The organism is Pseudomonas nitroreducens TX1 (genome assembly GCF_000313755.1).
Taxonomy (GTDB): Bacteria; Pseudomonadota; Gammaproteobacteria; order Pseudomonadales; family Pseudomonadaceae; genus Pseudomonas; species Pseudomonas nitroreducens_A.
Map to the genome: position 1 here is coordinate 216,985 of NZ_AMZB01000121.1, position 24,533 is coordinate 241,517.

Below are 24,533 nucleotides of genomic sequence, written 5' to 3' on the forward strand. Positions count from 1 at the left end.
CCGCGGCCCGATCAGTGTTCCTTACTCAACACTCCCAGTCAGCAGCCATGGCGGCGAGGCCCACATGCCCTTGCTTGGCCTGGTATTCAGCGAGCACTGCGGAACCTGCTGCCTCCGGGGCGAGGCGATCGCTCCATGCCCCCATCAAGGCGCGAGGTTGGCTGTAAGAAACCACGCCGGCGTCTTCCAACGATCCGCCCAGCTGCTCCGCGATGTACTGATCCACCGCGAGCAGCCACTTGGTGTAGGGAAGTTCCAGTGGCTTCACTGGGGGCAGCCAATCGGCCTGAACGCTCCCGATGAATCCTTTGTTGAAGTTCTCGTAGTAGGCCTCGGTGAAGTGTTCGTGTGCGATGTTGTATTGGTCCGCTAGGTGCGGAACAAACTGCAGAACAAGAGGGGCGTGGGGGCCGTAGTGGCGGAGCTTGAGCACATCATTGGATGCCAGGTCGTGGACCGCATCGATGGCCGCCTGCTTGGCTTGTTCGGCCAACTCCTCGCACCCTTCAGTGCGTGCGAGGACGATGTACTTGCCCCACAGGAGGCGAGCGGTGAGGGCTTCTTCGAAGGCTGGGTTCATGGGATGGCTCCAGGACAATTCGTTGTCGATGGAGCCATCTTCTGGTGGACTTGGGCGTGCCAGAACCACCACCACCACGGGGGCCGGCACCTGGGGTACTTGCCGTCTACGGGCGATCAAGTCGTGTCGTAGGGGCCGAATTCCAGGCTGGAGCTGTTCGCCATCAGGCCGGTTTGTCGGGGCGGTGGCCGTGTTGCGCCATTGCGCCCCGAAAAAAGGAACCGAACTCGAACTCCGGGTCGGCGCCGATCTTCGGGTGCGAATTCGGAGCCAACCTTACGCAGTTCAGAACGGAATGTCGGTCAGAACGGCGTCGCACATGGCAAGGATGACCTCGTACGCTGAGGAGTAGCTTGGGACTCGATGCCAGCTGGCGCTGACGGTGGCCACGTTGGTGATGGGCGTGCCGACGTGTCCGCGGAGTTGCACCTCGATGGTGTTGTACCACCACTCTCCCCGCGCCCAGGCATAGACCTCCACCGGACCGGCCTGGAATGCACCGTGGTCGTTCGAGCTTTGTTCCCCAGCGTCGGGCTTGAAAGTCACGTCGAAGATTCCGCCCTGGTACACCACCCGGAAAGCCTTGGAGTCGTCGCGGCTCACGACGCGCAGCAGGCCCCGGGCTTCGTCACTGACCAGTTTCAGCCAGTCGGCAGGGCCACGATGCTGGTTTCGATCATCCGCTTCCCCTGAACTGCCTGCTCTTACCGCCTGCAGCGGCTCGGCATGAACAAGGTCAGGCGAAATTTCCATCAGGCGCTCGATCTGCGCCTTCCGCTCTCGGGTCATGTGCCGGCCCGCGAGCAGCTCCTTCGCAACAGCAATAGCGGTTCGCCCTTTGGGGTCGATGCGGCCTTTGTGGGACAGGAGGATAGACTCGGCTGATGCGCGGACCAGTGCCTCAGCGTCAGCGAGAAGTTCTTCGGGGGTCTTTGCAGTGCTGAAGAGTGCCTTTCCGGCTTCCAAACATTGGCTTTCGGTACGGAGGGCTGCTGGCGCGATGCCAAGGCGGCTGGCAATGGCCTTCCGGAAGGGCTCCTGGGAGGGCATCGAATCGAGTGGGACACCACAGGTGTCTTGGAACTGAAGGTGGGGTTTGAATCTGAGGATCTTGCCGGTCATCTGCGGCGGCTCCTATGAGGTGGAGCCGCCATTCTTTCGGCAGGAGGGTCGTGCCAGAACCAGATCGCCAGGCCCTCAGGCTTCGCTGTCTGGGACGTAGTTGGGACTCAGCTTCCTCCCCTCTGCTGTGGCCATCCAGTAGGGTGCGCGCGTTTCGCGCTCCACGAGCTTCATCCGGGCCAGGGCGATCATCGTGTCGACGTTGCACACGCGCTTGCCGTTGATCTCGACAGCTGAGCCGTGGGAGACGCGGGCTCCCCATCCCTGACTGAGCCAGAGCATCACTCTTTGCTGGGCTGGGCTGAGTTTCATAGAAGTCTCCATCACGACTGACTAAGCAACTGAGGATTGATTGGGGCTCACTCCGAGGCCCGCACCTTCTCTTTCTTCACCTTCTGCGACACTTCGCCAGCCACCCCAGCGGTCACCACGCCAGCGCCTGGCGCAATCTGGGTCACTGTGGAAGTGACAGTGGTGGAGATATTGCGGGTATAGGCGTCGATTGGCATGCCGGCGCGCATGTGAGCAGAAACCACCTGCGGGGTAAGGACCGTGCGGGTCACCGTGCTGCTGATGGTACGGAACAGGTTCCCCAGGGCGGAAACGATCGAGATGATGGTCAGCGCGGCGAAGGGGATGGACAGCCACATCACGCTCATCTTGAACAGGGCGTTCTGCGTGGCCAGGCCGTTGAGGGTGCGGCAGTAGAAGATCGTCGCAACCAGATAGCAACCGGCAAGGCCAGCAATGACTGCTGGGTCCCGAACATTGAGCGCGAATCGGGCGATTAGCAGGCCGTAGATCACCGCACTGGCGAGAACATCCGGCAGCAAGCACTTGAGGCCTTCCAGGGCTCTACCGATGTTGTAGATCACGAAGCCGATGACGATGATCCAGCCAATAACCGGAATGACGCCCAAGGCCATGACCAGGAACGATAGAAGGATGCCTCCGATGATGTCGTGGTGGAGATCGTTCTTGATCAGGAAGTACACGAAATACACGAAGGAGAGGAGGGCGATCGAGGCGATGGACGCTCCGGCGATTTCAGGTGGGAGGAAGAAGCTTGGGCCTCCTACCGCAAGCATCAGGGTCAGGCACAGGTATCCGCTTTTGTTCATTGAAAGTCATCCGTGAGGGGGAAGCGACGGTAGCGCTTGATCAGGGTGTTTGTTGGCGCTCGGTCGGCGATGCTAATAATTTGCCATCATCACTGTCGAGCAGCTGTTGCCGCCGGCCGTGTCATGGGGTCCGCCAAGTAAACGGCGGATGCGAGCGAAGCCAGACTCGGCCCTGATGTTCGGCTGAGACCGATGGGTAATCGCATTCACCTGGGCCAGCAGAGCTTTGCCTGCGTCGGTGAGCACATATGCGCTCATTGCCCCGTACTGAGGGGAACAGTGGCCAGACTCTTTCCGCACCAAGCCTCTGGTAGTGAACGTTTCACACGCCTGCGTCGCGGCGCGCCGGCGGGCGGGTAGATACGTCCAGCTGCGGCCGACCTTCCAAAGGGGAGACTCGTCGTCCCGGAGATAGCGAAGCGGTCCGAGTGAGCGCAGCACGATGAATTCGTGAAGGCTCAGTCGTCGAGTAGTGGTGGAGTGTGCTTGTTGGCTGTGCATGTACTGCTCCTGATCACTTCACCGGCTGTCCTTGGCCTGCCGCGGCTTTCGCCCGCGCGAGCTGGATGTGGGGTGCCACACGCTCGGCCTCGAGGTCCATGAAGATCACTTCGTCAGGCATCGACTTCACGTGGTTGATGATGTAGCGGCATGGCGACTTCTGGTTGATCACATCAAAAATCGACTGCCGATCCCTTCCCTCTACTTTCTTGAGGAGGCGCTTTCCAGTTCTCACAACTGCAGCGTCTGTCCTGTGGATGGTGGCGGCCAGGGCCAGATTGAGGATGATGTCGATGGGGCGCACAGGGAGCCTCTGGGATGGATTGCCGGATGCCCGGATGGTAACGGGCAGCCGGTATAGGTCAGGGTCAAATGGCGGGGCTGGAATCTGCGGGGCGGGCGGTCACAGCCGCTGCCAGATCTGGCTCTGCGAAGAACTCTGCGATGGCATCCTCACACTCGATGGCATGCGGTCCAGCCCAATCGCGCACCCAGTCAGGGGCAAGTCGGGCGAGGCGGAGTGTGTCCGACTCATCGCTGTCGTCAGTGAGGTGCAGCGCCAGGTCGCGGCCCATCGCCAGAATCTCCTCGGTCACGTCGATCTGGGTGGGGCCGGGGTCAACGGCAATTGCGTAGCCGTTCTGCCAGGCCTGGGGGTGGAAGATCACCAGAAGCCGACGTTCCGATGCTGGCGCTTGAACGCCGGCATCAACGCCCTGGTTCTCGGCTTGAGCCTCGGCATCAGCCTTCCAACGCCATAGCGACGGTACTTGCTCCAGCAGAAGGATCACTTCGCGGCCCTGGGACTGCTCGTTGTGGCTGTAAGCACTGCAGATCAGGTCGAGCACCTCCAGGTCCAGCGTCTCGGCCGCCGCGCATAGCTGATCGCTACTGTCGGTCACCAGGTGGGGATGCAGCTGCACAACCTCATCCAGGGAGCCAAGGTAGGCCTTGAGTGTGTCATCGGCTTCCAACCGCGGCGCGAGCTGGTTCATGTAGTGCTGGAGGGCCTTGCGCTTGGTCTCGAAGTACAATGGGCCAATCAGCGCGTCCATCACCGGCTCTCCCAATGGGTAGTCGGCGTAGACCAGACACCAGGGGTGGCCGTTCTGCTGCGCGGTGGATTCTTGAGCGTGGGTCATGGTTTTCTCCGGTGTGAGTTGATGGAGGCCATGATCAGTTGAGGTGAGGTGTGCCAGAACCGGGCGGGGGAGCCTGGGCCGTCAGGGTGACGCAGCACCCTGACGGCCTAGCCCAATCGACGTTGGTTAGAGGACTACACCTCGCAGCTGAGTGTTCAGGATCAGTTCCAGATCATCGCCATACAGCTGGCGCAGCGTGGCCTGGGTCTTGTCGGAGTAGGGAGCGAGAACTACGCGGAAGGTCTCGTCCACATCACCCTTGATGCGGAACAGCGTGTTGCTCTTCAGCAACCCCTTGGCCTTGTTGAACCACTCCACCTCGTCTGCCATTTGGGGCAGTACCTGTCCCAGGTACTCGTTGTCGTTGTCGATATCGATGCGGCCTGCGGCTTCGGTGTTGAGCTTGTAGCCCTGCTTCTTCAGCGCGCCAGCCAGCGCCTGCACCTGGCTTTCATCGAGACCGATCGACAGAGGGTGGTCCTCGCCGGGGTCCTGGATGGTGCCGAGACGCTTCCCGTTGAGATACACGATGCAGGACCAGGCGATGCCTTGGGGAACCTCCTGCATGTTGAGATCCCTCAGGCGGATTCGCGCCGCAGAGATCGCGTTCAGATTGCTGAGCATGGTTTCCATGGTGAGATGCCTCTGTGATTGATGGCATCCCAATCCTCATGGCCACTTTCGCGTGCCAGAATCACCCCCAAGCAATCGGCTGGAGGTGCTCTTCAAGGCACCTCCGCAGAACCTCAGGCAGGAGGAGTCCCCGTGTTGGAGCCCCAATCTGATTCGGCGAATCAGAACGTGTCACCCCATGACACGACAGACACTTCAGTCCTGATCGTGGGGGATAGAAACGACAGGGAGTGTGAGGTTGCCGTTCTCCTACTCACTCGGCGCGAAGTGGTGACATCGAGCGGGGCATCGCTGGAAATCACCTATAAGGCGATCAGCACCAACTTCCCCTTCAATGGGAAAGGTGGCCTTACCGCTGGCGTGAACAGGGTGAGCAATCCCCCCAAGGCATCCTTTGGTGGGGCGGATGGGCACGGCAGGAGGTTTATCCACGTGTCTCCGGATGCGCTCCAGGGGCACCGGGTTGGGACGTATCTCCTTTCCGCTGCCGCCCAGTTCCTACGCCAATTCCCAACCGCGGTGGTCAATTCAATCTCGCTGAGCGAAACAGAGGCCGAAGGCGACAACCTGATCCGAAGGAACAGGGGGTACGAACAGGTGGGGTTCGTATTTGACTACAGCGATCCCGAACATCGGACCGGGCGCTCACGCCCAATGACGGCCAGCGACCTGAAGGTGGTCCACACCTGGGAAAAGAACATGACGGAGATGAGGGTGCCCGAGTACATCAAGCACTTGCGGGCACAGGTCCAGCATCTCAAGGACGCCCAGTCCAACGCAGAAGGAGCGCGGGAACGACTAGCAGCTGAGCTGGCGGCCGCCCGGCAGTCCCCTCTCCTGTGGGGATTGCGCACCTTTGGGTCGAGTCCCAAGGCACTCTTTGGGGTTGCAGGGGTGCTGATCGCCCTCTGGGGCCTCTACGAGGCTCTAGGCGGCATGCCCGTTTGAACCGGCGTAACGGGCGGGGAAATCGTCGAACTCATCACCACGGGCCCGCGCAGGGGCTTGCTGGGTCATTTCCGCTCTTAGCAACAGGATCTTGCCGAACGCTGTGTTCTCGGCGTCATGGTACGAAGGCCATGTAGGTTCTGCCTCGGCCAACTCCATATCCAGGGATAGGACGAAGTTCACCAGCTCGAATCCGTTCCGGAGTTCATGGCGATCGCCAATCTCATGCCAGTCACCCAAGTCGATCACCAGCTTTGCCCCCTTGCGTTTGGGAATGGCGCTTCGATCTACCTGCTTGACCCTGCGCGTAATGGTCGCTTGATGGTAGGACGGGAGAGCGTCCAGAACCGAAGCCAGGGTCTGAATTCGAGCGAAGCGTGACTGCCAGGCCTCGCGAGACGCCTGAGCCTGCGCCCGGTCCCGCTCCGCTGCCCTGCGTTCGTACTCCGCCGGCGGCATCATCCCGCTCTGCACCTGTTTCAGCCAACGCTGGTCCTCCAAGGGCAGATAACCAGGCCGGGTGGAGAGCAGCACGGTCAACAACAGGGATTCTTGACCATGCTGCCCGAGGTGTGAGTAGAGGTCAGCGACGGATGTTGTTGGACACAGCACCCAATCGGGGGTCAGCGCTGAAATTTCGGTTCTGATCCTCCGGCAGGACTGTTGCGTGTCCTCCAGACATGAAACCAGAAGATCGGGCTTGAATTTCCCCGCCTGAAAGGTGTGCGGTAGCCGGGCCACACGGTAGGGGAGGGCGTCTGCCTTGAGGGATGGCGCGGTCAGCTTCATCCCGCCTGGGAACGTGAGGCTATAGCGGTTGCCAAGCTTGCTTCGAAGCACCTGGTCAAACGCTTTCGCCTCGACCTGAATCTGGCGAATCCAAGGCGCCACGGCAAAGCAGCGGTCGAAGTGATCGAACTGACGCTTGGTGTATGAGCCGCCGCGACCTGCGGGGATGATGAACCACCCGGCTTGTACGGCCTCAACCACCGCGCGGACTGATGCCGGGGTGGAGTTATCGCATTCGCCCCTACCGGCGAGCAGCCGACGTGCAGCCTGTAGGCATTCCGGGTTGGTCAGCGCTTCACGATTGATCTGATGCATTTCGGGTCCTCCGTCATGCCTGCATCCTCTCGCGTGTATCCGAGTGCCAGAACCATCCCCGACATTCCTTGAACTGCCAGCTGACGAAACCCGACATTCCGCCACGGCTTTGAGTCGCCTTTAGTCCGAATTGACGTCTCACTGCGGGTTCAGGCTCGGACCTTCGAATTCAGGGCACTCCCTGGACACTATTAGGGCGAGGAGACCCTCCCTGATGATCAGTTCCGTAAACCACGCCCTACAGACGTCCTGGTGGTTGCAGGTGCGGCCCAAGCCGACGCTTCGCCATCTAGATGTTTTCCGCCAGGTCCTCGCCAATGCGGCGCACGCCCTCTCTGACGTTGCCGGCGGCGCGGAATGTGAAGGCAGTGTTCGAGGGCTGCTCGCCGTAACCAATCGAGCGTCTTCGCTCTCTGACGCCGTAATCTCCGAGGTCGATTGCATGATGGAAGAGCTACAAACCATAAGCCGTAGAGCGAACGACACATTGGCCAAGGCCAAAGGTCCAGCAGCCCTTTTCGTTTCTGGCTATGGTGACCGGTCGCAGGATCTGGCTCGCGGGCTCCAGGCAATGGGGGCGAATGTGCTCGCGATGGGGGTAGGGATACAGATCAAACCCGAAGATCGGGAGTCAATTCGACGCTCAAGCATGATCCTGGTCGGCTCTGGGTTGCTTGGTGATCCCGAGGGCCTGGACTTCGTTGAGTCCCTCGTTGCAGCTTCAGAAGCAGATGCCTTAGTGGTGCTGGTTGCCGAGAGTGGGGCGCTATCCTTCGAGCAACGTCGGTTGGCCACGGTGCTGGGCCAGGTCCGAATCCTTTCTCAGGATGACGACATCCGACAACTCAGAAGCCTGTTCAGGAGTAGAAACCGAGATATCGAGATCGAGGGGTATCGGGTGCTGCTCCTCGATGACTCTAGAACCGACGCTTACGTCGCTCAGAAGATCATGACCGAGGCAGGGCTAGTGGTTGAGCACATCCAGCACCCAAGTCATGTGCTGGATGCGATCAGCAGGTTCCGACCGGACGTGCTTGTGAGTGACTTCCACATGCCGGACGCGAATGGTGACGTTGTAGCCTCAATCATCCGGCAGGATCGGGACGTGACCATCCCCATCATCTTCCTCAGCCGGGAATCGAATGCAGAGCGTCAGCTGCTGGCGCTGTCGAGAGGGGCTGATGGCTTCGTGCAGAAGCCATTGAAGCGCGACGCCTTCATCCGAGCCCTGAAGTCGATTGTCAGCCGATCGAAGGCTGTCGAGTCGAGGATGCGGCGTGATCCCCTGACGAACCTCCTGAACCACGGCCAATTCATGACGTCGGCCGGAGGTGTCCTCAGCGAAGGACGCCCAAGCTCCTTGGTCCTCATCGACATCGATCACTTCAAGACGGTCAACGACACCTTTGGGCACCCAATCGGTGATCGGGTCCTTGTGGGCCTGGCAGAGGTGCTGTCCGATTCGCTGCGTTCCGAGGACCACGTCGGCCGCATCGGAGGAGAGGAGTTTGCCATCGCGATGGTCGGTGCGAGCCAGGAACAGGCGAAGAACGTGGTGGACAGGCTGCGGACGGTTTTCACGTCGATTCAGTTCCAGGCCGAAGATGGGGCCCCGTTCAGTTGCTCGTTCAGCGCCGGCGTATCCGACCTTTGCAACTCGGTGAAAGAGTCGATCCGATTCGCTGACGAGGCTCTGTACAGCGCCAAACGCAATGGTCGGGACCGGGTGGAGGTTTCCCCCGGCCGCTGACCTCCAAAAGAAAAGCCCCGCATTGCGGGGCTTTTTTGTTTCCGACGATCAGGCCTGGAGTGTGGAGCTGCGAGTCGGGAATTCTCGAACGTTGTCGCGCATCGGTTGTGGCTCGACATCCAAGGCCGAAGTTTCGATCGCTACATCCTCATCGACGGGTTCAGCCTCGTGTATCAGTCCCAGAAGGGCTCGCTCCATCATTTCATCGGTATCGAACTCGGCGATTGGGAAGTCGAGGGGCATCTCGACTTTCTCCAGCAGGTGCTTGAGATCACCGTGCGTCAGGCAGGGCTGGATACGCATCAGTCTTACGAGCTGCAGGATAGTTTCCTTGTTCATCTCGGCCGCGGCGAGGCAACGAGACCAGACATTTTTGCGGATCATGCCAAGGCGAGCTGCTTTCAGGGTGGCCTCTGCTTCGCTGGCCGGGGCCAGGAATGCATGCCGACCATCGCCAAGCATCAGGAACTTCACCGCCAGGTCGTCGAAGCTCTGCAGGTCATCGAACGCCGCCTCACTTGAAGTGCCGCGAATGACATGCTCAGCCGCACTGCCGATCAGCAGCATGTGCATCCGCCAGTTGATGAACTGGCTGGTGGCGATCAGGTTCATGTCCGAGAAGATTTTCGCGGTTCGCGCATTGAGGTCGAGGTCAGCAAAGAACTCGCCATCGATCAGGCAGTTGCTGCCCTTGTAGGCAATGATCCGGCCAGCCTGATGCATGGCCAGGCGAGTGGTGTCGGCCATTGTCACTTGAAATGCCGGCCGTTGTGCTGGCGTCTGAGCAAAATTAGCAGGGAGTGCAAGCGATTTAGACATGCCAGAAATCGGATCGGTTTCGGGCTTTGCCTCCTGCTTGTTGGATGTTGCCCAGTACGCCATCCCGAGAATGGCGACGACCAATATGGCAGAGATGCTGTACCCGAGGTTGTCCAGGACAGTCCGATAAACCCCTGCTGCACCAACAAAGACTGCCAGACAACCCGACGCGGTTGCCCAAACGAAGGTCAGCCCGCGTGAAAACCCGTCGCTCATCGACTTGCCCAGACTGCCTTGCTCGGACTTGAGGATCGCAGCTACTAGGAAGCCGAACGCGATGACTGTGGAGAGGACGATGGCAGCCGTCGTTGCTGTCTCAACCAGCTCGCTCGGTCGGTCGTTATAGGTGAACAGCGCCACGACGTAGAGACCTACAACCAGGCACGACAGAAAGAACGGAGGCACCCAACCCGGCAGTAGCCGGGTGGCCTCCTTGAGATTGCTCATGCTGCTCATCGTCACTCCTCACTTACGCTTCTGCGGCGGCAGGGGTGGGTTTCTTGTCCGTGGTGGGGGCCGGCTTCTTCTGTTGCGAATTGCCTTTCGTAGCTGCAGGTTGCGGCTGCTTGGCGGCCCCGCCCTGACCTTGCGCTTGAGTTTGCGGGGTCCCCTGTTTCTTGCGCTTTTGCCTGGGCGACTTCGACTTGGCCTGTGCAGCCTGCGGATTCTTTTCCTTGGCTTCAGCTTTCTGAGCGGCACGGATGGCCTGGCGAGGAGCCGTGCGAGTCAGATCAAGGTCAATTCGAACTTCTCGCAGTTCAGCTTCGAATTGGCTGACCGCGCGTTCCAAGCGCTCGGATGCCTCATTGGCCCGGCGGCGGGTGTCGGGGCCAGCCATTTTCATCGCCAGAATCGAGGTATCAATGCGGGAGGCCTGGATTGCCAGCCCCACAAGGGTCGCAGTTCGTTCCCCGGTGATTCGAACTTCCTTGGTGGGAACCTTGATTTCAGTGCTGCGTGTGTCAGCCATTGTTATCACCTTGATTGCTTGGGCCAAAATAGCGGAGGAAGCCCCAGTGCGAAGTGCGCTGGATGCATGAGTTGAAAAATGCCTCGAGGTCGCGCGAGTGCTTGAGGTACGAAGCGGTGTCGTCAGGCACCAGCGCCCCCCACACGTCGACCCAGATCAGATGCCCCACTTTGTGCGGCAAGTAGCAGACCTCAACGTGCCGATACTCCGGAGTCCTGAGGAAGATCTTCCCGACCCACAGAATCAGGGTGACCAGGATGATCAGCGTGAGGATCTGTCTAACTGGGCTGCTAGCTTTCCCTTCAGCCATTGATTGTTTCCTGTGTGAGCGTGATTCGAACGCCTGTCCGTTTCAGGACGAGCTCAAGCGCCTCAGCTACTTCCAAACCCCCATTGATGAAGGTGTTCAGAAGGCGAACAGCTGTGGTGTCCAGAGAGACTCCAACACCTAGGCTCAGACTCCAGTCCAGCCAGTGCTTGGTTGAAATAGGGGAGAGGAGGGGAACCAGGGCGTGAATTTTCCTAATGCCAGCAACGTTGGGCGGAGACTCCATTGCGAACGCATGGCACATCCGCGCCAGGAACTGGCCGGAATTCATTCGATTGTCGATGAGGCTCGCGAACACAGCCGTTTTGCCTGCCTTGCGAAGAGCGTCGGGGTCATCCATGCCTTCGCCGAGCGGAATGATGGAAGTCACTATCCCGGCGGGTTCGCAGTTCCTGATCGTGGTGAGGCCGCCGTCGTAGCCCGCAACGTCACCATCAACCATGTGCGCGAGTTCGGTAACCCCTTCGCTGGCGAGATGGGCCGCTTGAGCCGCATTGACGGAGCTCTGGCCAATGGCAGTGCCCCAGAACCCCATGAACTGGATTGACCATCCGTCAAAGGTTCCCTCAACCGCAATTAGCGGACCTGCCTTTCTCATGCTGAACAGGTAAGGGATGTCCTTTTTCAGGCTGTCTGCGAATCGGTACTTCTTATTCCACTGATCACCCTTGCCGGTGGGAAGGCGACCCCAGAGACGTACGTCGCCGTCGGAGTGCGGCCAGTAACCAATCACTCGATTGTTCATCGCGCGTCGGTACTTGGAGTGGTCGTCTTCTTCGACCAGGACATAGCCTTTGGCAATGGCCACGTCTTTGGAAATTCCGCGCTCTTCGAGAAGGCTCATAACCTCCTCAGCTGTGGTATAGGCACCCAGGCGCATCGTGGCCATCTGTTCGTCAGTAAAGCCTCGGTCGCTCTGAAGATCCTGCAGAAGCTTCGGATGCTTGCGAGCCAGGAGCTGAGTCACTTGGATAATGGCGCGGCCGGGGGTGAGCGCGGCCGGGGTGCTGTGAACTACACCCTCGGGGTTGCTATTCGAGGGCGGTTCAACCCGAGCTAATTGGCACAGGCGCTCAACAATCTCCTTCCGGGAATATCCGGAGGCCTCCATTACATCCCATAGGGATGTCTGCTTTCCGCACTTGAGCTTGCGGGGGCAATGGATGAGGTGGGTGCCGGGTAGGTGGAAAGCCTCATGCTTATTGCAGGCGGGGCATTCCAGCCGATACGAGCCTGACGACTGCAGCTTCGTCGGCTTCAGATGGTCGAGCAGGCCTTCCGCTACCGCATCAATCTCGGGGTAGACCTTTTCGTGCAGAAACTCGGTTATTGATTGGCGTTGCATTCCGCCACTCCAGCCACCGATCGGATGAAATCGGTCGAGGCACCTACTTCAGCGGCAATCTCTTCCAGCTTGCGCTTCAACCCGCGGCGCACCTTCCATGTCTGCCTGTTGGAGAGGTTCAGAATCTCCGCGATGGATACGGAGCACTGGTTCTCGATGACGGCGAGGCGAAGGATGTGGTGTTCGCGTGATGTGAGGCGGTGGCGGATCTGCTCAATGTAGCGGTGGCAGGTCTGACCAGTCTCATCGGGAAGGAGGGTGCCGTCAGCAAGAAACTGAGGTGCGTACTCCAGCGCTTCAGAGAACTGAGCAGAGGCGAAGTGGTAGTCGGACTGCATCGAGTGCGAACGCGGCCCAAGGTCAGAAACGAGGTCGCCCATATTGATAGCTGTGCTACCGGGAATCTCCTCGAACACCGAGCCTATGCCTTCACAACGGATGTAAGCCAGGGCCGCCCCAATGATGAAGGTGGCACGGCGATGAGGTTCGACATCCTTGTGATGCTTGAGCGCGGACGCGACGGCCTTGTGCAAGCCGAGGTGCAGGATGGACAGGATCTCGTCGTCGCTCAGGCTGGCGCGCAGCTTGGAGCGGACTTCGGCAATCCACTGTTGTCGTGACTCGGGATGGCAGACGATCTTCCACGGATCGACCTGCAGGAACTCGTCATGAGTCATCCCGGTCAGCCAATTATTGCGCTGGGAGCGCATGGCCCCTCCCTCCGGCAAGAAATGCCGGTCCTAAGCGTCGCGGTGTCGGTCTCCGACACCGCAACAGTCTCCAATCGACACGTCGTCGACTGGCCCCCCCCTCAACTGGTGAGCGCAGCTTTTTTAGCCGTCGCCTTCACCCACTCCGATGGCCATCCGTAGATTGTCCCTCGGTAGTTCGACGCGATTTTATGGGTCAAGAAAAGGACAGGCAACCCAAAAAAATAGGCTGAAATCCCGCGAAATAGGCGGGTCCGAGCCTGATTTGGGGACAAGCACGCCTACTTTGTGTGAGGTGGGACAAAAGCGAAAAGTGGCGCAACGCCAGTATCCATCGGGGTTTTGACGCCTGGAAATCGACGGGACGTTCAACAAATGATTTGCTGGTACCTGGAAAACGGGGGATGTGGCGTTATGGTCATCGAACTAGCAAATTGGAGAACAAAACAGATGATCGGTGTGCTCAGCGACGCAATGGCAGCTGTCGTCGCCCATGACAACGCGAATTCGAAGCGTATGAGGGGGTGGGTTGCTGACCAGGTTGAGGGAATGCCGGCGCTGGTTTCCTTGGTTTACCAAGACAGCGGGGAGGTTCGGGGAGAAGTAGTTTGGTTGGACCGAACAGGAGTTGCAGACCTGGAACTGGTAGTCAGCTACCTCAACAATCGGATTGGGGCCGGCTCTCATACCATCGCTGCGCTGACTAATCTCTACTGCAGTGGCCGACCAATCGACGTCGTAGGGAAAGCTGCCCGCACCATGCACTGATTGCTACCTATATAAAGGGAGCTTGTTGATGCGGCGGTTGTCGTGGCATGAGTCGAATCCTACTGCAGTAGATTGACCACACGTCCTGGGCTACGGCCGCAGTTGTGTGCCAAGCCAGTCGCCCCTGTGTAGCTTTTCTGCTCGGACCTGTCCCAAGCCTAGATGCGTTAAAGCTCTCAGCGTAGCCCTTGAAGATCCTCTACAGGAACGGAGGCACTGGCGCTCGTGGAGGTCCAGAACGCAAACCTGGATAGCCTGTCGCGGGTGGAGTGCCGAGGAGAATCGGGGGCGGGTCAAGGACTTCAGGGTTGTGATCCGACGCCTCTTGCTCCGGGATCAGAACAAGCAGCTGGCCGAACCACGGATCACTGGGGAGCTACCCGCCTATCTCGCTCCAGGCACCAATCGCTGCGGCCCAATTGCTCCAGGCAGGCTGTCTCGACCCCTCAAGGTCCTGTAACGCATTCAACCGCAAGACTGCCCTCCAAGCTGTCCTGCTGATCGGAGCCAATCGAAAGGCAGTCATTTCCTCGGTACTCATATAGGTCCCTACGTTGGGTAGTACAGCCCTGGGCGCGAGGTGGCCCCACACAGTGGTGGTCGTTCAAGTCTGCTTAGGTTGCAACATCACTGTGACGGCCAGGTCGCTGCAAAGATCGGCCACTACCGCTGCGTAGGGTGACAGATGAGTGCAGGGGGGCAGGATGAGTGCAGCGGGGGTGTTTCTGCTGATCTCGTTCACCACTTCAATCAGCTGACTGCTCTTCAACACCTCGGTGATCTGGAATCGCTCCAGCCGCATCCCATCCAATAGCGGTAGTGCCCGGGGCAGCGATTGAAACCCGACACCCTCAAGAGTCCCGCCGATGAGCACCAGCGCGATCGGCTTCTGGCGATCTATCCCTGCTCGAAAATGATCGAGGGTTTGCTGATTCCAATACGGCCTTCTGTTTGCCTCATACCCGTCTGGAGGGAGCTTGGTTTTTGCGAGCTTGGCCAAGGTTTGCCGCGAAAGGCCTAGGTAGCGCGCCGATTGGGTCGTGTTGAGCCGGTTTTGCATTTTTAGTTCATCGAATCTCTGTTGATTTTGTAAAACCCAATGAAGACCGGAAATTCTTAACGATCCGGATAAATACATTAGACGGGGTTTTATGAAAAAATGCAGGAACGCAATCAGGGATGATCCTGGCGATTTCTATCGCAGCGCAGGCGATTCAGTTTACCAAATTTACCAAAAAGCCACGTCCTCGGTAGTGAAAGTGTGCCTTTGGTGTGTAAGTCATCATGGGCCGAGTCGTTCTGCGGCTGCATTCGGCGCAATGGGGGATTGAGGCGCCCCAGCGTGGCATATAGCGGCAGAAAGGGGGATTTCACGGGGAATTTAGAGGGTGTTGAAGATGTGCGGCACAGGAGCGTCAAGTGGCGTCCAACGGCGATTAGCGGGCGGCAAGGGGGAGGAAGAGGGATTCGAATGGCGCTAAAGGGGATTAAGGGGCCATCAACGGCAGATTCGGGTGTCCAGAAACCACCCAAAGTTACGAAATAAACGGAAACCAATAGTAGAGGTGGGTTTTGAAGAAGGAAGTGAGGGACGCCCTCTCTAAGGACTTCGTGCAGCAGCACGACAAAGCGTTGGCGACCCGAGAAGAGTCGCTCAGCTTTCTCGTGCGACAAGTCCGAACGATGGGGGTGGTGGCCAGCGATCTATTGATGAGCCTGGAGATCGAGCTGTCTCATTTTCCGATCACATATGCCGGCAAAACCTACTCCACGTTCTGGAAGTGGAGCCCAGCGAAAAAGGCCTGCGGATCTCTACGTCTCTACCTGAAGTGCAATGACTACGAGACTGGGAAATTGGCTAGCCGGCGAATGGTGATCCAACCAAGCACTCGAAGTGAAGTTGGCCCAATCCTTGAGGACCTCCTGGGAAAGCGGCGGGCTGGACAGTTCCTTCGTATGCTCGATGAGTTCCTTGGTTTCTCGGATCGAGCCAGTCGCTGGGCTCACCAACTCGCCGGAGCTGAGAGCATTCGGACGGAAGAATTTGGCTCAGTGATCAGTGCTTGGGTCGGGTTGCTGACTGAGAATGCAGAGCCTGCAGCAAACCGTCTCAATGCCCTGGTCGCCAGGTTCGTCGCAGTCGATGAAGAACTTCGGCATGCCGTTTTCGAGTTCAACGAGTCGAGTCAGCCTGTACGATACGGGTCGATCATCTGCAGGCCCGATGTGTCTCCTAGCGATCCGCTTGGGCCAGCTGAGCCGGTTTTTCGAGTCGTTACCTACTTCAATCGGGCGACTGGTAAACGGCAGACCACTCCGATCGCTGAGTACAAGCGCGGCCATATCCTCAGGGAGTTGAAAGCGTCACTGACCTCAAAGCTTGGAAGAGAGCCGGAACCTGCAGAAGTTGAAGCTGCGCTACAGGGGCAACGTCGGAGATCGACTTCCCCGTGGATAACCAGGGAGGTGATCTCCCACTGCTACCTCGGAAAGCACACCAGCAACATTCTTCGGCAACAGAAAAATATCGCAGCGTTTATGGAAGAGTGGCTCGTCCTTCGCGGGCAGTTCCAAGCGCTGTTGGAACCATGAGGGGATGTACATGACGATGAAAATCGAACAGCTGATTGCCATTGACCTGGGCAATGGTTCGACCTCCTACAAAGCAGGGAACGGTAAAGAGGGAGAGTTTCCTTCCCTAGTCGCGTCCTATACGGGGACTGGACTGGGTGGTGCCCTGAGCAAGGATGCGTTTCAAACGAAGAATGGCCGCAAGTACCTGGTCGGCGATGACTGCCGCGAGGAGGGGGCTCGTTCGCGAAGCACCGACTCGAGCTTCTACAAGTCTGATGAGATCCGAGTCCTGTTCCTGAAGGTCCTCAAGGATGTGGGGATCAAAAATCCGGTCATCGTTACTGGCCTCCCAACCGAGTTCGTGAACACGCACTCCGCTGACTTCGAACGTGATCTGAAGACTTGGGCCCGGGAGGATGGCTACCAACCCGAGATGGTGAAGGTTCTTCCTCAGTTCGCAGGGCCATGGTTCGACCCGGACCTCCTTGATGAGGAAGGCAAACCGATCGACACGAACCAAATGGGTAAGGGCCGGTGGGGGATCATTGATATCGGCTACGGCACCATTGATGGGGGCGGTTTCAATAACGGCCGGGTAAGCGATACACGTTACGGTGAGTCCAGCGGCGTCTCGGACATTCACAAGGATATTTACACCTCGCTCAGCAATCCGGAGCAACTGAATGACCTGATCTCGAAGAAGGGCGCGAAGCTGCCGAAGGGTTTCACCCTGGACAGCCAGATCAATGAGTACACGATGGATGTTTGGCTGCGTGAAGGGCACTTCATGTGGCGCGGCACCAGGATCGATATGGAGCCCATCAGCCTCCCAGCGTGCACTGCCTTTGCTGATCAGGTCATTCCACGCTTCATCAAGCACCTTTGGGGCTCGACCGATTTCTTGAGTGGGATGGTCGCGGCCGGTGGCGGGGCTACCATTCTGAGATCCCACATGAAGCGACACATCACCTGCCCCATCTACTGTGCCAAGGACCCGGACAAGTCTGTGGTCCGGGGTTACTACCGGTACATGATCCTTCAATACTTCAAAGAGCATGCTGTGGTCCGGCAAGGGTGACCGGTAGATGGAGAAGGTAGAGATTCGAGCTGCCCTTACGCCAGGTCACCATGACGCGCTGATCGAGGCCCTGGGGCAGCACAGCCGAAAGTCCGGGAATCAGATGGTGTTCAGCATCTCAGAGGCATGCCTGAGCCTCTGGCCGATCACACTGACGGACTACACGCCGCCGGCGCACACTGGCGAGCAGTTGGTGAAGGTCAAGATGACCCTTCGAAGCGATCACTACCCCGATCTCTACAAGCGCTACAAGAGCTTGGGGCAGGGCATCCGGGGAATCGTGTTCCTGAACATGCTGAACCGACACATGGCTCTCAGTATCGGGGCCCCTGAAGAGGTCGTGAAGGCCATGACCGACTACGCCAACGGGCGGCGATCAGTGTCTGACAGCAGCGAGACTGCATCACCTCTTGGCAAGCTCAGCGATAGCACTCCATCTCGGGTTGAGCCGAATGAGCCAGCTGCGGATCAGGAGCCAATGCAGCAGCCTGCGATTGTTGTGCCAGCTGAGCCAATGCTGGTCCCAGATCCGATGGCGGGTATGGACTTCGGCCTCTGAAATTGACCCAAAAAAGCAAAAGGCTATCCAGGGAGACCTGGATAGCCTTTTTTCTTTATCGGTCGTTGTGGCCTGTGGGGTTACCCCGGGAGGTGTACCCAGAAAAGACCATCAGCCCGAACCGAGAGGCGGAAGCTAGGCCGGTGCACAGCGAACCATGCTAGCGCGTAGTTAAAGAACCCGGCGTTGTCGGCAGAGATCGGTGGGTTGTTCCCATCAACGCTACAGAGAGTCATGTCGACCTGGGGCACAGCAGTCGTGCCGACCAAAAGAACGTCAAACGTCAGGGTTTCACGTGGCCTTGCAACTGCCGCGGAGGCAACCAGGTCTGCAAACGTCGCAATTGGTAGTGCCTGGAACGATGCGCCGACAGTGAGCTTGGCTACCATCCGGGATACGAAGGGATTGGAGGAAGGGGTCCATTCCTCGACCATTTCGTTAACCGAGAAAGCGTCGTCCTGCTGCAGGTAACTCGTATCAGTGTCGTAGTCGTCATGCATGTGGTTGCTGCGCATCGCTGTCACCAAAAAAATTGTTCATTGCCGGTAGTGGCACACACTCGGGACCGTACTCTATGCGGATCGAACCAACGCCTTCCGGTACACCTTCATGTTTGAGAACCAACCATCTGCAACCTTCCTGACTTCACCAACACAGAGTTCACCAGCTTGCGCCTGATGGATCTCTTCGTTGAATGTGCCAAAGACTGGCAGCGGATGGACGCCATGAAGCGCAAGGGTCTCACGGACAGTCTTCGCGGTTTCCTCGTCCAAGCCAGGCAGTATTTCGATGGCCTGAAAAATGGAGGCTTCTGTCTCGCTAGAGTCCACCGGTGCAGCAAAGGGGAGACTCATCTTCTGAACGACCCTTCCTGGGTATGCTTCCAGCACTTTTGGTTGAAGCTGAGCCACCTGGTTCACTCTGGAGATTACCGCCTCCGGAGTAATGGACCAGGGGCGAGGAGAAGAAACTTCTTCAGCAGGGGTGACTACCTCAACTGCGTAGGGAAGCAGAGCTCCGGCCGAACCATTCAGAGATCGGCGAACGAGGTTTCCCTGCAGGTCGAGGATGAAGGCAGCAAGCAGCTGTCCTCGATCCTCGAAGAAAAGTTCACCGATCAAAGAGCCGTCCCCTGCAGTGACTGCATTGCCTTTTTCATCTGCTCAATCGCTACCTGTTCTGCACTGCTGCCATGGTAAACAGCGGCCGGGAACTGAATGTATGGATTCCGTTGAAGGCCCTCGAGCTTGATGTCATCAAGGTCGGTGCCAAAGGTTTCTGCAACCCCACGAAGAATGTTTGCCCACCCGGCATCATTGCCAGCCTGCGGAAGCCAAGCTCTCACTACCACGTTGTCCGGGCTGACCAGGAAGATCATGGTCGGCCACCAGTCGTAGAACTCGGCCTTCTCACCATCGCCAGATCCGAAGCCCTTTGACTTCGCAACGTACAGAGCAGCTTTCCCCATGCCGTCTTCAGTGAAGAGGGTGTAGGGCTTGGTCCATTCCATGAAAGTCTTGCCTTGGTCAGACTCTGCTTTGAAACGGGCCGCCGGTGAGTAGAAATACCGATCGACACAGTTGATGAATCCCTGGCCACAATTTGCGCCGTCAAAGGTCATTCCAACGCCCAAGCTGCGCTCAGCTTTCTCCCTCGTCATGGCCGGCATGAGGCTGTAGTTGAGGTAGTTGTACTTGAGATGGAATCCATTCTGCTCCAGAGCTTTCTTCGTCTCGAAGAGGGCATTGCCCTCTCGGATTGCACGGTTGTGAGCATCCTCGATGCCAGTCGAGCCAGCGATAGTGGACTTAGCGTCGGAGTAAGAGTTCGAAACGACCCAAAGAGTCCAGTCCTTGGATTTCCAGTCATCGACCTCCCGAACCCGGAACTCATTGCCATACAGTGCTTCAGGGTTTTTGGCATGCACCATCTCGTAAACGAAAGACGCCGGCATTTCGAACTTCGGCGTGCCTTCGACAAAGCCGTTAGAGGCCAGGCCATTTCCACCAGTGGGTTTACTGTCCCCGCACGCCGCGAGGACGGAAAGACTGACAACGAGTGCAATCGGCATGAGCTTCATTTGAGTTGACCTCCTAGCTTCGGTTGCGGACCTTTATACCGGCTCAAATTCGGATTTCAACCAAGTAAAACGTCAGAAGGCCCCTTCCGGGGCCTTCTTCAATTCTCAGATGAGGTCGTCAAGTGAGGACCGTCCTGGCTTTGGAGTGCTTGAGCCCGGCGGTGGTGAAGGAGATCTCTTTGGTGTAGGAATCTGAATTGGCATCCTAGGAGCGCCGCGGGCTGCAGACTGTGATCCAGGTGAAACACCCGCCAGATTGTTCGTTGCTGCTGCATTCGATGCTTGGACCTTTGCGAGAGAAGCATTGCCGCCGCTTGCTCCTCCAGGGGAACTCGGAGCGCCTCCTGATGAAGCTCCTGCTGCCGCGCTGCTACCTGCACTGAGAACTTTACCCCCAAGCTTGATAAGCGACCCTGCCACCGCCAACCCCGTAGCAGCAATCCCAGTAGCGGCACCACCGGGGTTGAATCCACTCAGGCTCTTCACGTCATCCCACAGTAGAATTTTCGCAAAGATCAGTTCCACGACAGTAAGACCCATGAAGACAACATACTGTCCAGAACCTGCAGATATAAGAAGAGCTTGGTTTTCTGCATAGTTGCCCATGTTGTACCCCTGTAGTGCTTCGTTATTAACTGCAAGCATGGTGGAGGCCATGGTCAAACAAAGATCGTTGATAAACACCACGATAAAACAGAATGCAACGATCTTAACAGTGGTAAGTAGTACCCGAAGCGAAGTGAGGGCCGCGATAATGCAAACCAATGGGAAAGCAATTAGCATCAGTGCTGCCAACATGGCGCAACCATTGATCATCATCGGAATTTTATAAATTAGCATCCACTCCTTGAATCTCATCCCAATGTCTTGGAATTCCGTATAAGCGCTGTTCAATACACGATCGGTCAGATTGTTGTTTGACATTTCGTCGCCGTTGTAAATTTTTCCTCCATAAGTGGCGAGCGTGGAGCGCCCGGATTTCTTTTGGGCTGCTGCACTTTGTAGGTCGTCCAACATGATCATTGCTGCGTCGTTGCCATCTCGCATTAGTGAAGTGCGCTCAAAGGCAGGGGCATATTTACTTACTGCGGAATGGAAATTTCGCTGTGCTGTATCGATCATAAGGAACATGTCTTTACAGTTGCTCGGGTAGAAGTTTTGAATTCCACCGCTAGGAGGAGCTTCTTTGAAACCTTTGTTGAGATAATGTTGGTACTTTGAATCGGCCGCATTCAACAGAGCAGGTTCATTTCCTGAGTCAGTCTCAGGAAAAAGCTTTTTGGCCCAATATGTTTCGGACGGAACTTGATACCCGGCCGGCGGAGTTGTCTGGCCGTCGTAAGGGTTTTTGTCAACGGGGATTTTTTCCAACATCGCCAGCCCGCGCTGAGTCCCAGCTTTAACCTTTGACGCTCCGTCTCGATCAAGTAGCGTTGCATGTACAGGGTCACTTGCGTACTCAGGCTTATCGCCAGTGATCTTATCTACAAATGAACGAGAGTCCTCGAATTCAATTTCAGGGGCTCCGATACCCGTTGACCCAAAAAAGCCCACGTACCTACCAGCTTCCACCGCATTAGCGTCATCCCCATTAGCTTCAATGAATGCAGGCTGGCACTTTGCGAGATAGTCGGCGTACATGGGATAAACAGGACTATCTATGAATCGCTTCAGTGTATTTTGATCCGTGACATGATATGCCCTGGTAAATGCCTCCTTGTTGAGTTGCGAGCCATTGATAGAATCAAGATTCTTTTTGAAAACGGTGTAAATGTTTCCAATGATGGTAAGCGTCCACCCGGCACCGTTAGCCATCTTTACGCTTCCAGCGGCACCTGGAAACGAGAAGTTGTTGATCGACAGAAGAAGATAGATTAAGCAAGCCCCACCAATCCCCGCGACAGTAGAGCGGAGTTTGTCTTCAGGGGCTTGGAGCATCCGCACGCCAGACCATGCAATTGCAATTGTACCCAATATGCTGCCGGCGGTTATTGCTAGCACGTAGTGATAAGCTTCCCACATGCTGAGATAATGACCTACTAAGTCGGCAAAATTCCCATTCACCAACTTAAGAAAGTCGTAGTCCTTTATAGAATCAGCTACCTCTGCATTAGCCATTTGTCAGTGCCTTTGCAGTCTCCATGATCAATTTGCTTCTCTCCTGTTCATGCTTGATTTTGTTCTCAAGCATTTCATACTCCTTGCGAAGAGAAGAAAGAGCCATGTTGTATCGCACAGTATCACTTTCAGTGAACGCTTGCTCGTCGGGTTGATTTGAAAGGCCGGTCATTACGCCCATTTCCAGCTTGGAAATGATTTCGTCGAGCTCTTTCATCATCGCAAGGGTGGCGAGGTTTCTTTGAGACTGAGCGAACATGGCCGGATTCTTTCGGCCAAGATCACGCATCATTAGAAACTCAGGTTCAGTTACAACAACACCGGCGCGGTTTACTAGTTGCTTATAGGCGTCACTTTGGTCGAAAGCTTTAGGGTCTGCCTGATACACATTCGTGTAAAGGTCAAGATACTCGCCGGTGAGTTTCTTGGCCTCATCTTCAAGGCTGATTGTGCGTGGGATTACAGTTCTGGCATCTTCCTCAGTGCTGTAAGAGGGGAGGAGTCCAGAGAACTTTTTGATATCGTCACAACCCATCTCAGATGCAGCTAGAACCAAAGCGGTTTTACCGTCATCCGCACTACCGCCGCAGCTCTTGCTTGGAAGACCGGCAGTATTCGAGCCTGAGCCCGAACCATTGCCAGCACCAGTGGAGCCAGAGCCTGAGCCTCCGCCGCTGGATGAGCTGCTGCCAGAGCCTTTTACGCCAATTAGTCCCCCCGATTTCCCTGCAACACCGTTCATCAACGACGCTGCTCGACTGGAGAGCTTGTCTTTAGTCTCTTTCATTCGCGTGATCAGACTGCTGGTAATGCCGTCACCAGACATGCACTTCGATGACTTGTATCCTTCCTCGACAGTACAGTCCGCTTCCGCAACGACTTGAAGATTCTCCTCGTATGCTTTGTCTGCGCGCTGGCGAACACCGCTACAGGTAAGGTTCGAAAGATCGAGGCCGAATTGACCAACCGAGTTGAGTTCATCGATCACGGCTTTCACGGTTGGCTGGCTGTAGGCCAGGTACATGATGGCCATGGATGGAGCGGTTTGGATGAACTGCTCCACCATATTTCCGTACTGGCCCATCTGGCCATCGAGCACCGTACCAAGATTCAACCCATCACAGCCGACCCCAACCTGGGTGGAGCCGTAAGCACCAACAATGAACTGCTGTTTGTCTTGGAAAGGTGTGAAAGTGTCAAACCCTGTACTGCCGCCTCTGCCAGCCTTGTTAACGGCACTGCCGCTGACTTTCGCTCCGAACAAGCCAGTCACATCGTCCATGCGACGACCCCATGGCGAGTCTGAATTATCTTCAACTGCGAAGGCGTAAGAGAGGCTAGTGGAGAGGATGCAACCGATGAAGAAGGGAGTCAGTCTTTGCATTTTCATTTGGCATCCTTCTTCGCAACGGTGTTGCTTTTCACATAGGTCATGGCCATCAGGCGACCTTCGAGTTGGTTCAGTGTGCGATTTCCAACCAGCGTCTCTCGCCGGCTGACTCTCAAATTGTCGATCCAGGTAATCGGCCAGGCAGTGATCCCCATCTTGGTAACGTTATCCTGCTCTGCTTTAGTCAGCATCCGGCCGGTGAGACCCCGGCCAGTGACCTTTTCAGCGAAGACCTGAGAGTCGCGATCCAGCTGGAAAACTTTTACTTTCAACTTCGGGTACTTCTGGACAAGACGGCTGAGAGTGGCCAGCTGTCGATCACATACTGGGCATGTAGACTCAGTGAAAACGCTGATGCTCAGGGCATCCGTATCGATCGCCTTCACCGCTGTGGACTTTTCCACTGCCGCATCGAGACCTTGGATATTTTCCAGATCGCCTCGTTGCCACATCGCCATCTGGTAAAGATCTGCTGCTTGCTTGTACTGGCCCCAGGTCTGGTCCATGTAAGTTACGAGCTCATTTGCCGCTTGGGGGGTTTGCTCCAGCTGCAGCTTGATCACAGCACTCGGTGTGCCTGGCTGGAAGTTGAACTCGAGCCCACGGTTGTTCGTGATGCGCAGCGGCGCATTGGGGTTCTTCTTGGCGTTGCGATTGAGCTCGGTGCAGTTCTTCATCCACTCCATGTTCTGGCAGTCGAGGATATTCGGCAGCTTATCTAGGTCATCATTTTCCCGGTCGCGTGCCTTCTGGTTCACCTTGTCCAGGGCTGCGGTGAGGGCGTCGCTCAGGACATCCTGGCCGGAGGGAACGTTGGACATCACAGTGTTGGCGTTGAAGATGAGTCCGCCGGCGAGGAAGGCGAGCCCGATTTTGAGCTTCTGATTCATGGA

27 protein-coding genes are annotated in these 24,533 nt (G+C 57.0%); 6 read left to right on the forward strand and 21 right to left on the reverse strand.

Annotated features, from left to right (window positions below):
- Positions 1 to 25: 25 nt before the first annotated feature.
- From C167_RS32790 to C167_RS0119670, 8 genes are all read right to left on the reverse strand, one after another.
- A complete protein-coding gene (locus C167_RS32790) occupies positions 26 to 580 on the reverse strand; it encodes a hypothetical protein (RefSeq protein WP_017520003.1) in 555 nt (184 codons plus the stop codon).
- A gap of 285 nt (positions 581 to 865) precedes the next feature.
- Complete coding sequence (locus C167_RS0119640; RefSeq protein ID WP_017520004.1) at positions 866 to 1,702, reverse strand: hypothetical protein; 837 nt, start codon at positions 1,700 to 1,702, stop codon at positions 866 to 868.
- Between the two features lie 75 nt (positions 1,703 to 1,777).
- Complete coding sequence (locus C167_RS0119645; RefSeq protein WP_017520005.1) at positions 1,778 to 2,014, reverse strand: hypothetical protein; 237 nt, start codon at positions 2,012 to 2,014, stop codon at positions 1,778 to 1,780.
- A gap of 47 nt (positions 2,015 to 2,061) precedes the next feature.
- Complete coding sequence (locus C167_RS0119650) at positions 2,062 to 2,823, reverse strand: hypothetical protein (protein ID WP_017520006.1); 762 nt, start codon at positions 2,821 to 2,823, stop codon at positions 2,062 to 2,064.
- Between the two features lie 72 nt (positions 2,824 to 2,895).
- Complete coding sequence (locus C167_RS0119655) at positions 2,896 to 3,324, reverse strand: hypothetical protein (protein WP_017520007.1); 429 nt, start codon at positions 3,322 to 3,324, stop codon at positions 2,896 to 2,898.
- Between the two features lie 13 nt (positions 3,325 to 3,337).
- Positions 3,338 to 3,628, reverse strand: coding sequence for a hypothetical protein (locus C167_RS0119660; RefSeq protein WP_017520008.1), 291 nt, complete (start codon positions 3,626 to 3,628; stop codon positions 3,338 to 3,340).
- Between the two features lie 64 nt (positions 3,629 to 3,692).
- Complete coding sequence (locus C167_RS0119665) at positions 3,693 to 4,466, reverse strand: hypothetical protein (RefSeq protein ID WP_017520009.1); 774 nt, start codon at positions 4,464 to 4,466, stop codon at positions 3,693 to 3,695.
- A 126-nt stretch (positions 4,467 to 4,592) separates the two neighbouring features.
- The gene (locus C167_RS0119670; protein ID WP_017520010.1) at positions 4,593 to 5,099 is read right to left on the reverse strand and encodes a hypothetical protein; all 507 of its coding nucleotides are present in this window, start codon (positions 5,097 to 5,099) and stop codon (positions 4,593 to 4,595) included.
- Between the two features lie 132 nt (positions 5,100 to 5,231).
- Here C167_RS0119670 and C167_RS0119675 point away from each other — a divergent pair, with 132 nt between their 5' ends.
- On the forward strand, positions 5,232 to 6,047 hold the full coding sequence (locus C167_RS0119675) for a hypothetical protein (protein WP_017520011.1): 816 nt from the start codon (positions 5,232 to 5,234) through the stop codon (positions 6,045 to 6,047).
- Here C167_RS0119675 and C167_RS0119680 read toward each other — a convergent pair.
- Positions 6,027 to 7,151, reverse strand: coding sequence for a hypothetical protein (locus tag C167_RS0119680; protein WP_017520012.1), 1,125 nt, complete (start codon positions 7,149 to 7,151; stop codon positions 6,027 to 6,029). The genes C167_RS0119675 and C167_RS0119680 overlap by 21 nt on opposite strands.
- 214 nt (positions 7,152 to 7,365) lie before the next feature.
- On the opposite strand from C167_RS0119680, the gene C167_RS0119685 reads away from it, so the two are divergent.
- Complete coding sequence (locus tag C167_RS0119685) at positions 7,366 to 8,901, forward strand: sensor domain-containing diguanylate cyclase (RefSeq protein WP_017520013.1); 1,536 nt, start codon at positions 7,366 to 7,368, stop codon at positions 8,899 to 8,901.
- Between the two features lie 48 nt (positions 8,902 to 8,949).
- Here the strand turns inward: C167_RS0119685 and C167_RS0119690 are convergent, their stop codons facing one another.
- Genes C167_RS0119690 through C167_RS0119710 form a run of 5 tightly spaced genes read right to left on the reverse strand, consistent with a single transcriptional unit; the run spans position 8,950 to position 13,073 of the window.
- Entirely contained in the window at positions 8,950 to 10,176 is a 1,227-nt protein-coding gene (locus C167_RS0119690; protein ID WP_017520014.1) for a hypothetical protein, read from the reverse strand.
- Positions 10,177 to 10,189: 13 nt separating this feature from the next.
- A complete protein-coding gene (locus C167_RS0119695) occupies positions 10,190 to 10,690 on the reverse strand; it encodes a hypothetical protein (protein WP_017520015.1) in 501 nt (166 codons plus the stop codon).
- Positions 10,683 to 11,000, reverse strand: a complete 318-nt coding sequence (locus C167_RS0119700) for a hypothetical protein (protein WP_017520016.1) — start codon at positions 10,998 to 11,000, stop codon at positions 10,683 to 10,685. The genes C167_RS0119695 and C167_RS0119700 overlap by 8 nt, the downstream gene beginning before the upstream one ends.
- Complete coding sequence (locus C167_RS0119705; protein WP_017520017.1) at positions 10,993 to 12,363, reverse strand: hypothetical protein; 1,371 nt, start codon at positions 12,361 to 12,363, stop codon at positions 10,993 to 10,995. Before C167_RS0119705 ends, C167_RS0119700 begins: the two co-directional genes overlap by 8 nt.
- On the reverse strand, positions 12,345 to 13,073 hold the full coding sequence (locus C167_RS0119710; protein ID WP_017520018.1) for a hypothetical protein: 729 nt from the start codon (positions 13,071 to 13,073) through the stop codon (positions 12,345 to 12,347). Before C167_RS0119710 ends, C167_RS0119705 begins: the two co-directional genes overlap by 19 nt.
- 414 nt (positions 13,074 to 13,487) lie before the next feature.
- Between C167_RS0119710 and C167_RS0119715 the strand changes: the two genes are divergently transcribed.
- Complete coding sequence (locus C167_RS0119715) at positions 13,488 to 13,841, forward strand: hypothetical protein (RefSeq protein ID WP_200860169.1); 354 nt, start codon at positions 13,488 to 13,490, stop codon at positions 13,839 to 13,841.
- Between the two features lie 604 nt (positions 13,842 to 14,445).
- On the opposite strand, the gene C167_RS0119720 is transcribed toward C167_RS0119715, so the two are convergent.
- Entirely contained in the window at positions 14,446 to 14,901 is a 456-nt protein-coding gene (locus C167_RS0119720) for a hypothetical protein (protein WP_017520020.1), read from the reverse strand.
- Between the two features lie 512 nt (positions 14,902 to 15,413).
- On the opposite strand from C167_RS0119720, the gene C167_RS0119725 reads away from it, so the two are divergent.
- From C167_RS0119725 to C167_RS33370, 3 genes are read left to right on the forward strand one after another with little or no spacing between them, the layout of a single operon-like run.
- Positions 15,414 to 16,433 carry a hypothetical protein gene (locus tag C167_RS0119725; RefSeq protein ID WP_017520021.1) on the forward strand — a complete coding sequence of 340 codons (1,020 nt, stop codon included), beginning with the start codon at positions 15,414 to 15,416 and terminating at the stop codon, positions 16,431 to 16,433.
- Between the two features lie 10 nt (positions 16,434 to 16,443).
- Positions 16,444 to 17,493 carry a ParM/StbA family protein gene (locus C167_RS0119730; RefSeq protein WP_026079154.1) on the forward strand — a complete coding sequence of 350 codons (1,050 nt, stop codon included), beginning with the start codon at positions 16,444 to 16,446 and terminating at the stop codon, positions 17,491 to 17,493.
- Between the two features lie 7 nt (positions 17,494 to 17,500).
- Positions 17,501 to 18,052, forward strand: a complete 552-nt coding sequence (locus tag C167_RS33370) for a hypothetical protein (protein ID WP_017520023.1) — start codon at positions 17,501 to 17,503, stop codon at positions 18,050 to 18,052.
- 80 nt (positions 18,053 to 18,132) lie between these two features.
- Here the strand turns inward: C167_RS33370 and C167_RS0119740 are convergent, their stop codons facing one another.
- The 6 genes from C167_RS0119740 to C167_RS0119760 all read right to left on the reverse strand — a co-directional run bounded on the left by C167_RS0119740 (position 18,133) and on the right by C167_RS0119760 (position 24,530).
- A complete protein-coding gene (locus C167_RS0119740) occupies positions 18,133 to 18,567 on the reverse strand; it encodes a hypothetical protein (protein ID WP_017520024.1) in 435 nt (144 codons plus the stop codon).
- A 57-nt stretch (positions 18,568 to 18,624) separates the two neighbouring features.
- Positions 18,625 to 19,173 (reverse strand): hypothetical protein, encoded by a 549-nt coding sequence (locus C167_RS0119745; RefSeq protein ID WP_026079155.1) that lies wholly within the window; start codon positions 19,171 to 19,173, stop codon positions 18,625 to 18,627.
- Positions 19,170 to 20,132 carry a hypothetical protein gene (locus tag C167_RS0119750; RefSeq protein ID WP_017520026.1) on the reverse strand — a complete coding sequence of 321 codons (963 nt, stop codon included), beginning with the start codon at positions 20,130 to 20,132 and terminating at the stop codon, positions 19,170 to 19,172. The genes C167_RS0119745 and C167_RS0119750 overlap by 4 nt, the downstream gene beginning before the upstream one ends.
- A 105-nt stretch (positions 20,133 to 20,237) precedes the next feature.
- Positions 20,238 to 22,250, reverse strand: coding sequence for a hypothetical protein (locus tag C167_RS34585; protein ID WP_157791858.1), 2,013 nt, complete (start codon positions 22,248 to 22,250; stop codon positions 20,238 to 20,240).
- A complete protein-coding gene (locus C167_RS0119755) occupies positions 22,243 to 23,640 on the reverse strand; it encodes a hypothetical protein (RefSeq protein WP_017520027.1) in 1,398 nt (465 codons plus the stop codon). The genes C167_RS34585 and C167_RS0119755 overlap by 8 nt, the downstream gene beginning before the upstream one ends.
- Positions 23,637 to 24,530, reverse strand: a complete 894-nt coding sequence (locus C167_RS0119760) for a TlpA family protein disulfide reductase (protein WP_017520028.1) — start codon at positions 24,528 to 24,530, stop codon at positions 23,637 to 23,639. Before C167_RS0119760 ends, C167_RS0119755 begins: the two co-directional genes overlap by 4 nt.
- Positions 24,531 to 24,533 lie beyond the last annotated feature (3 nt).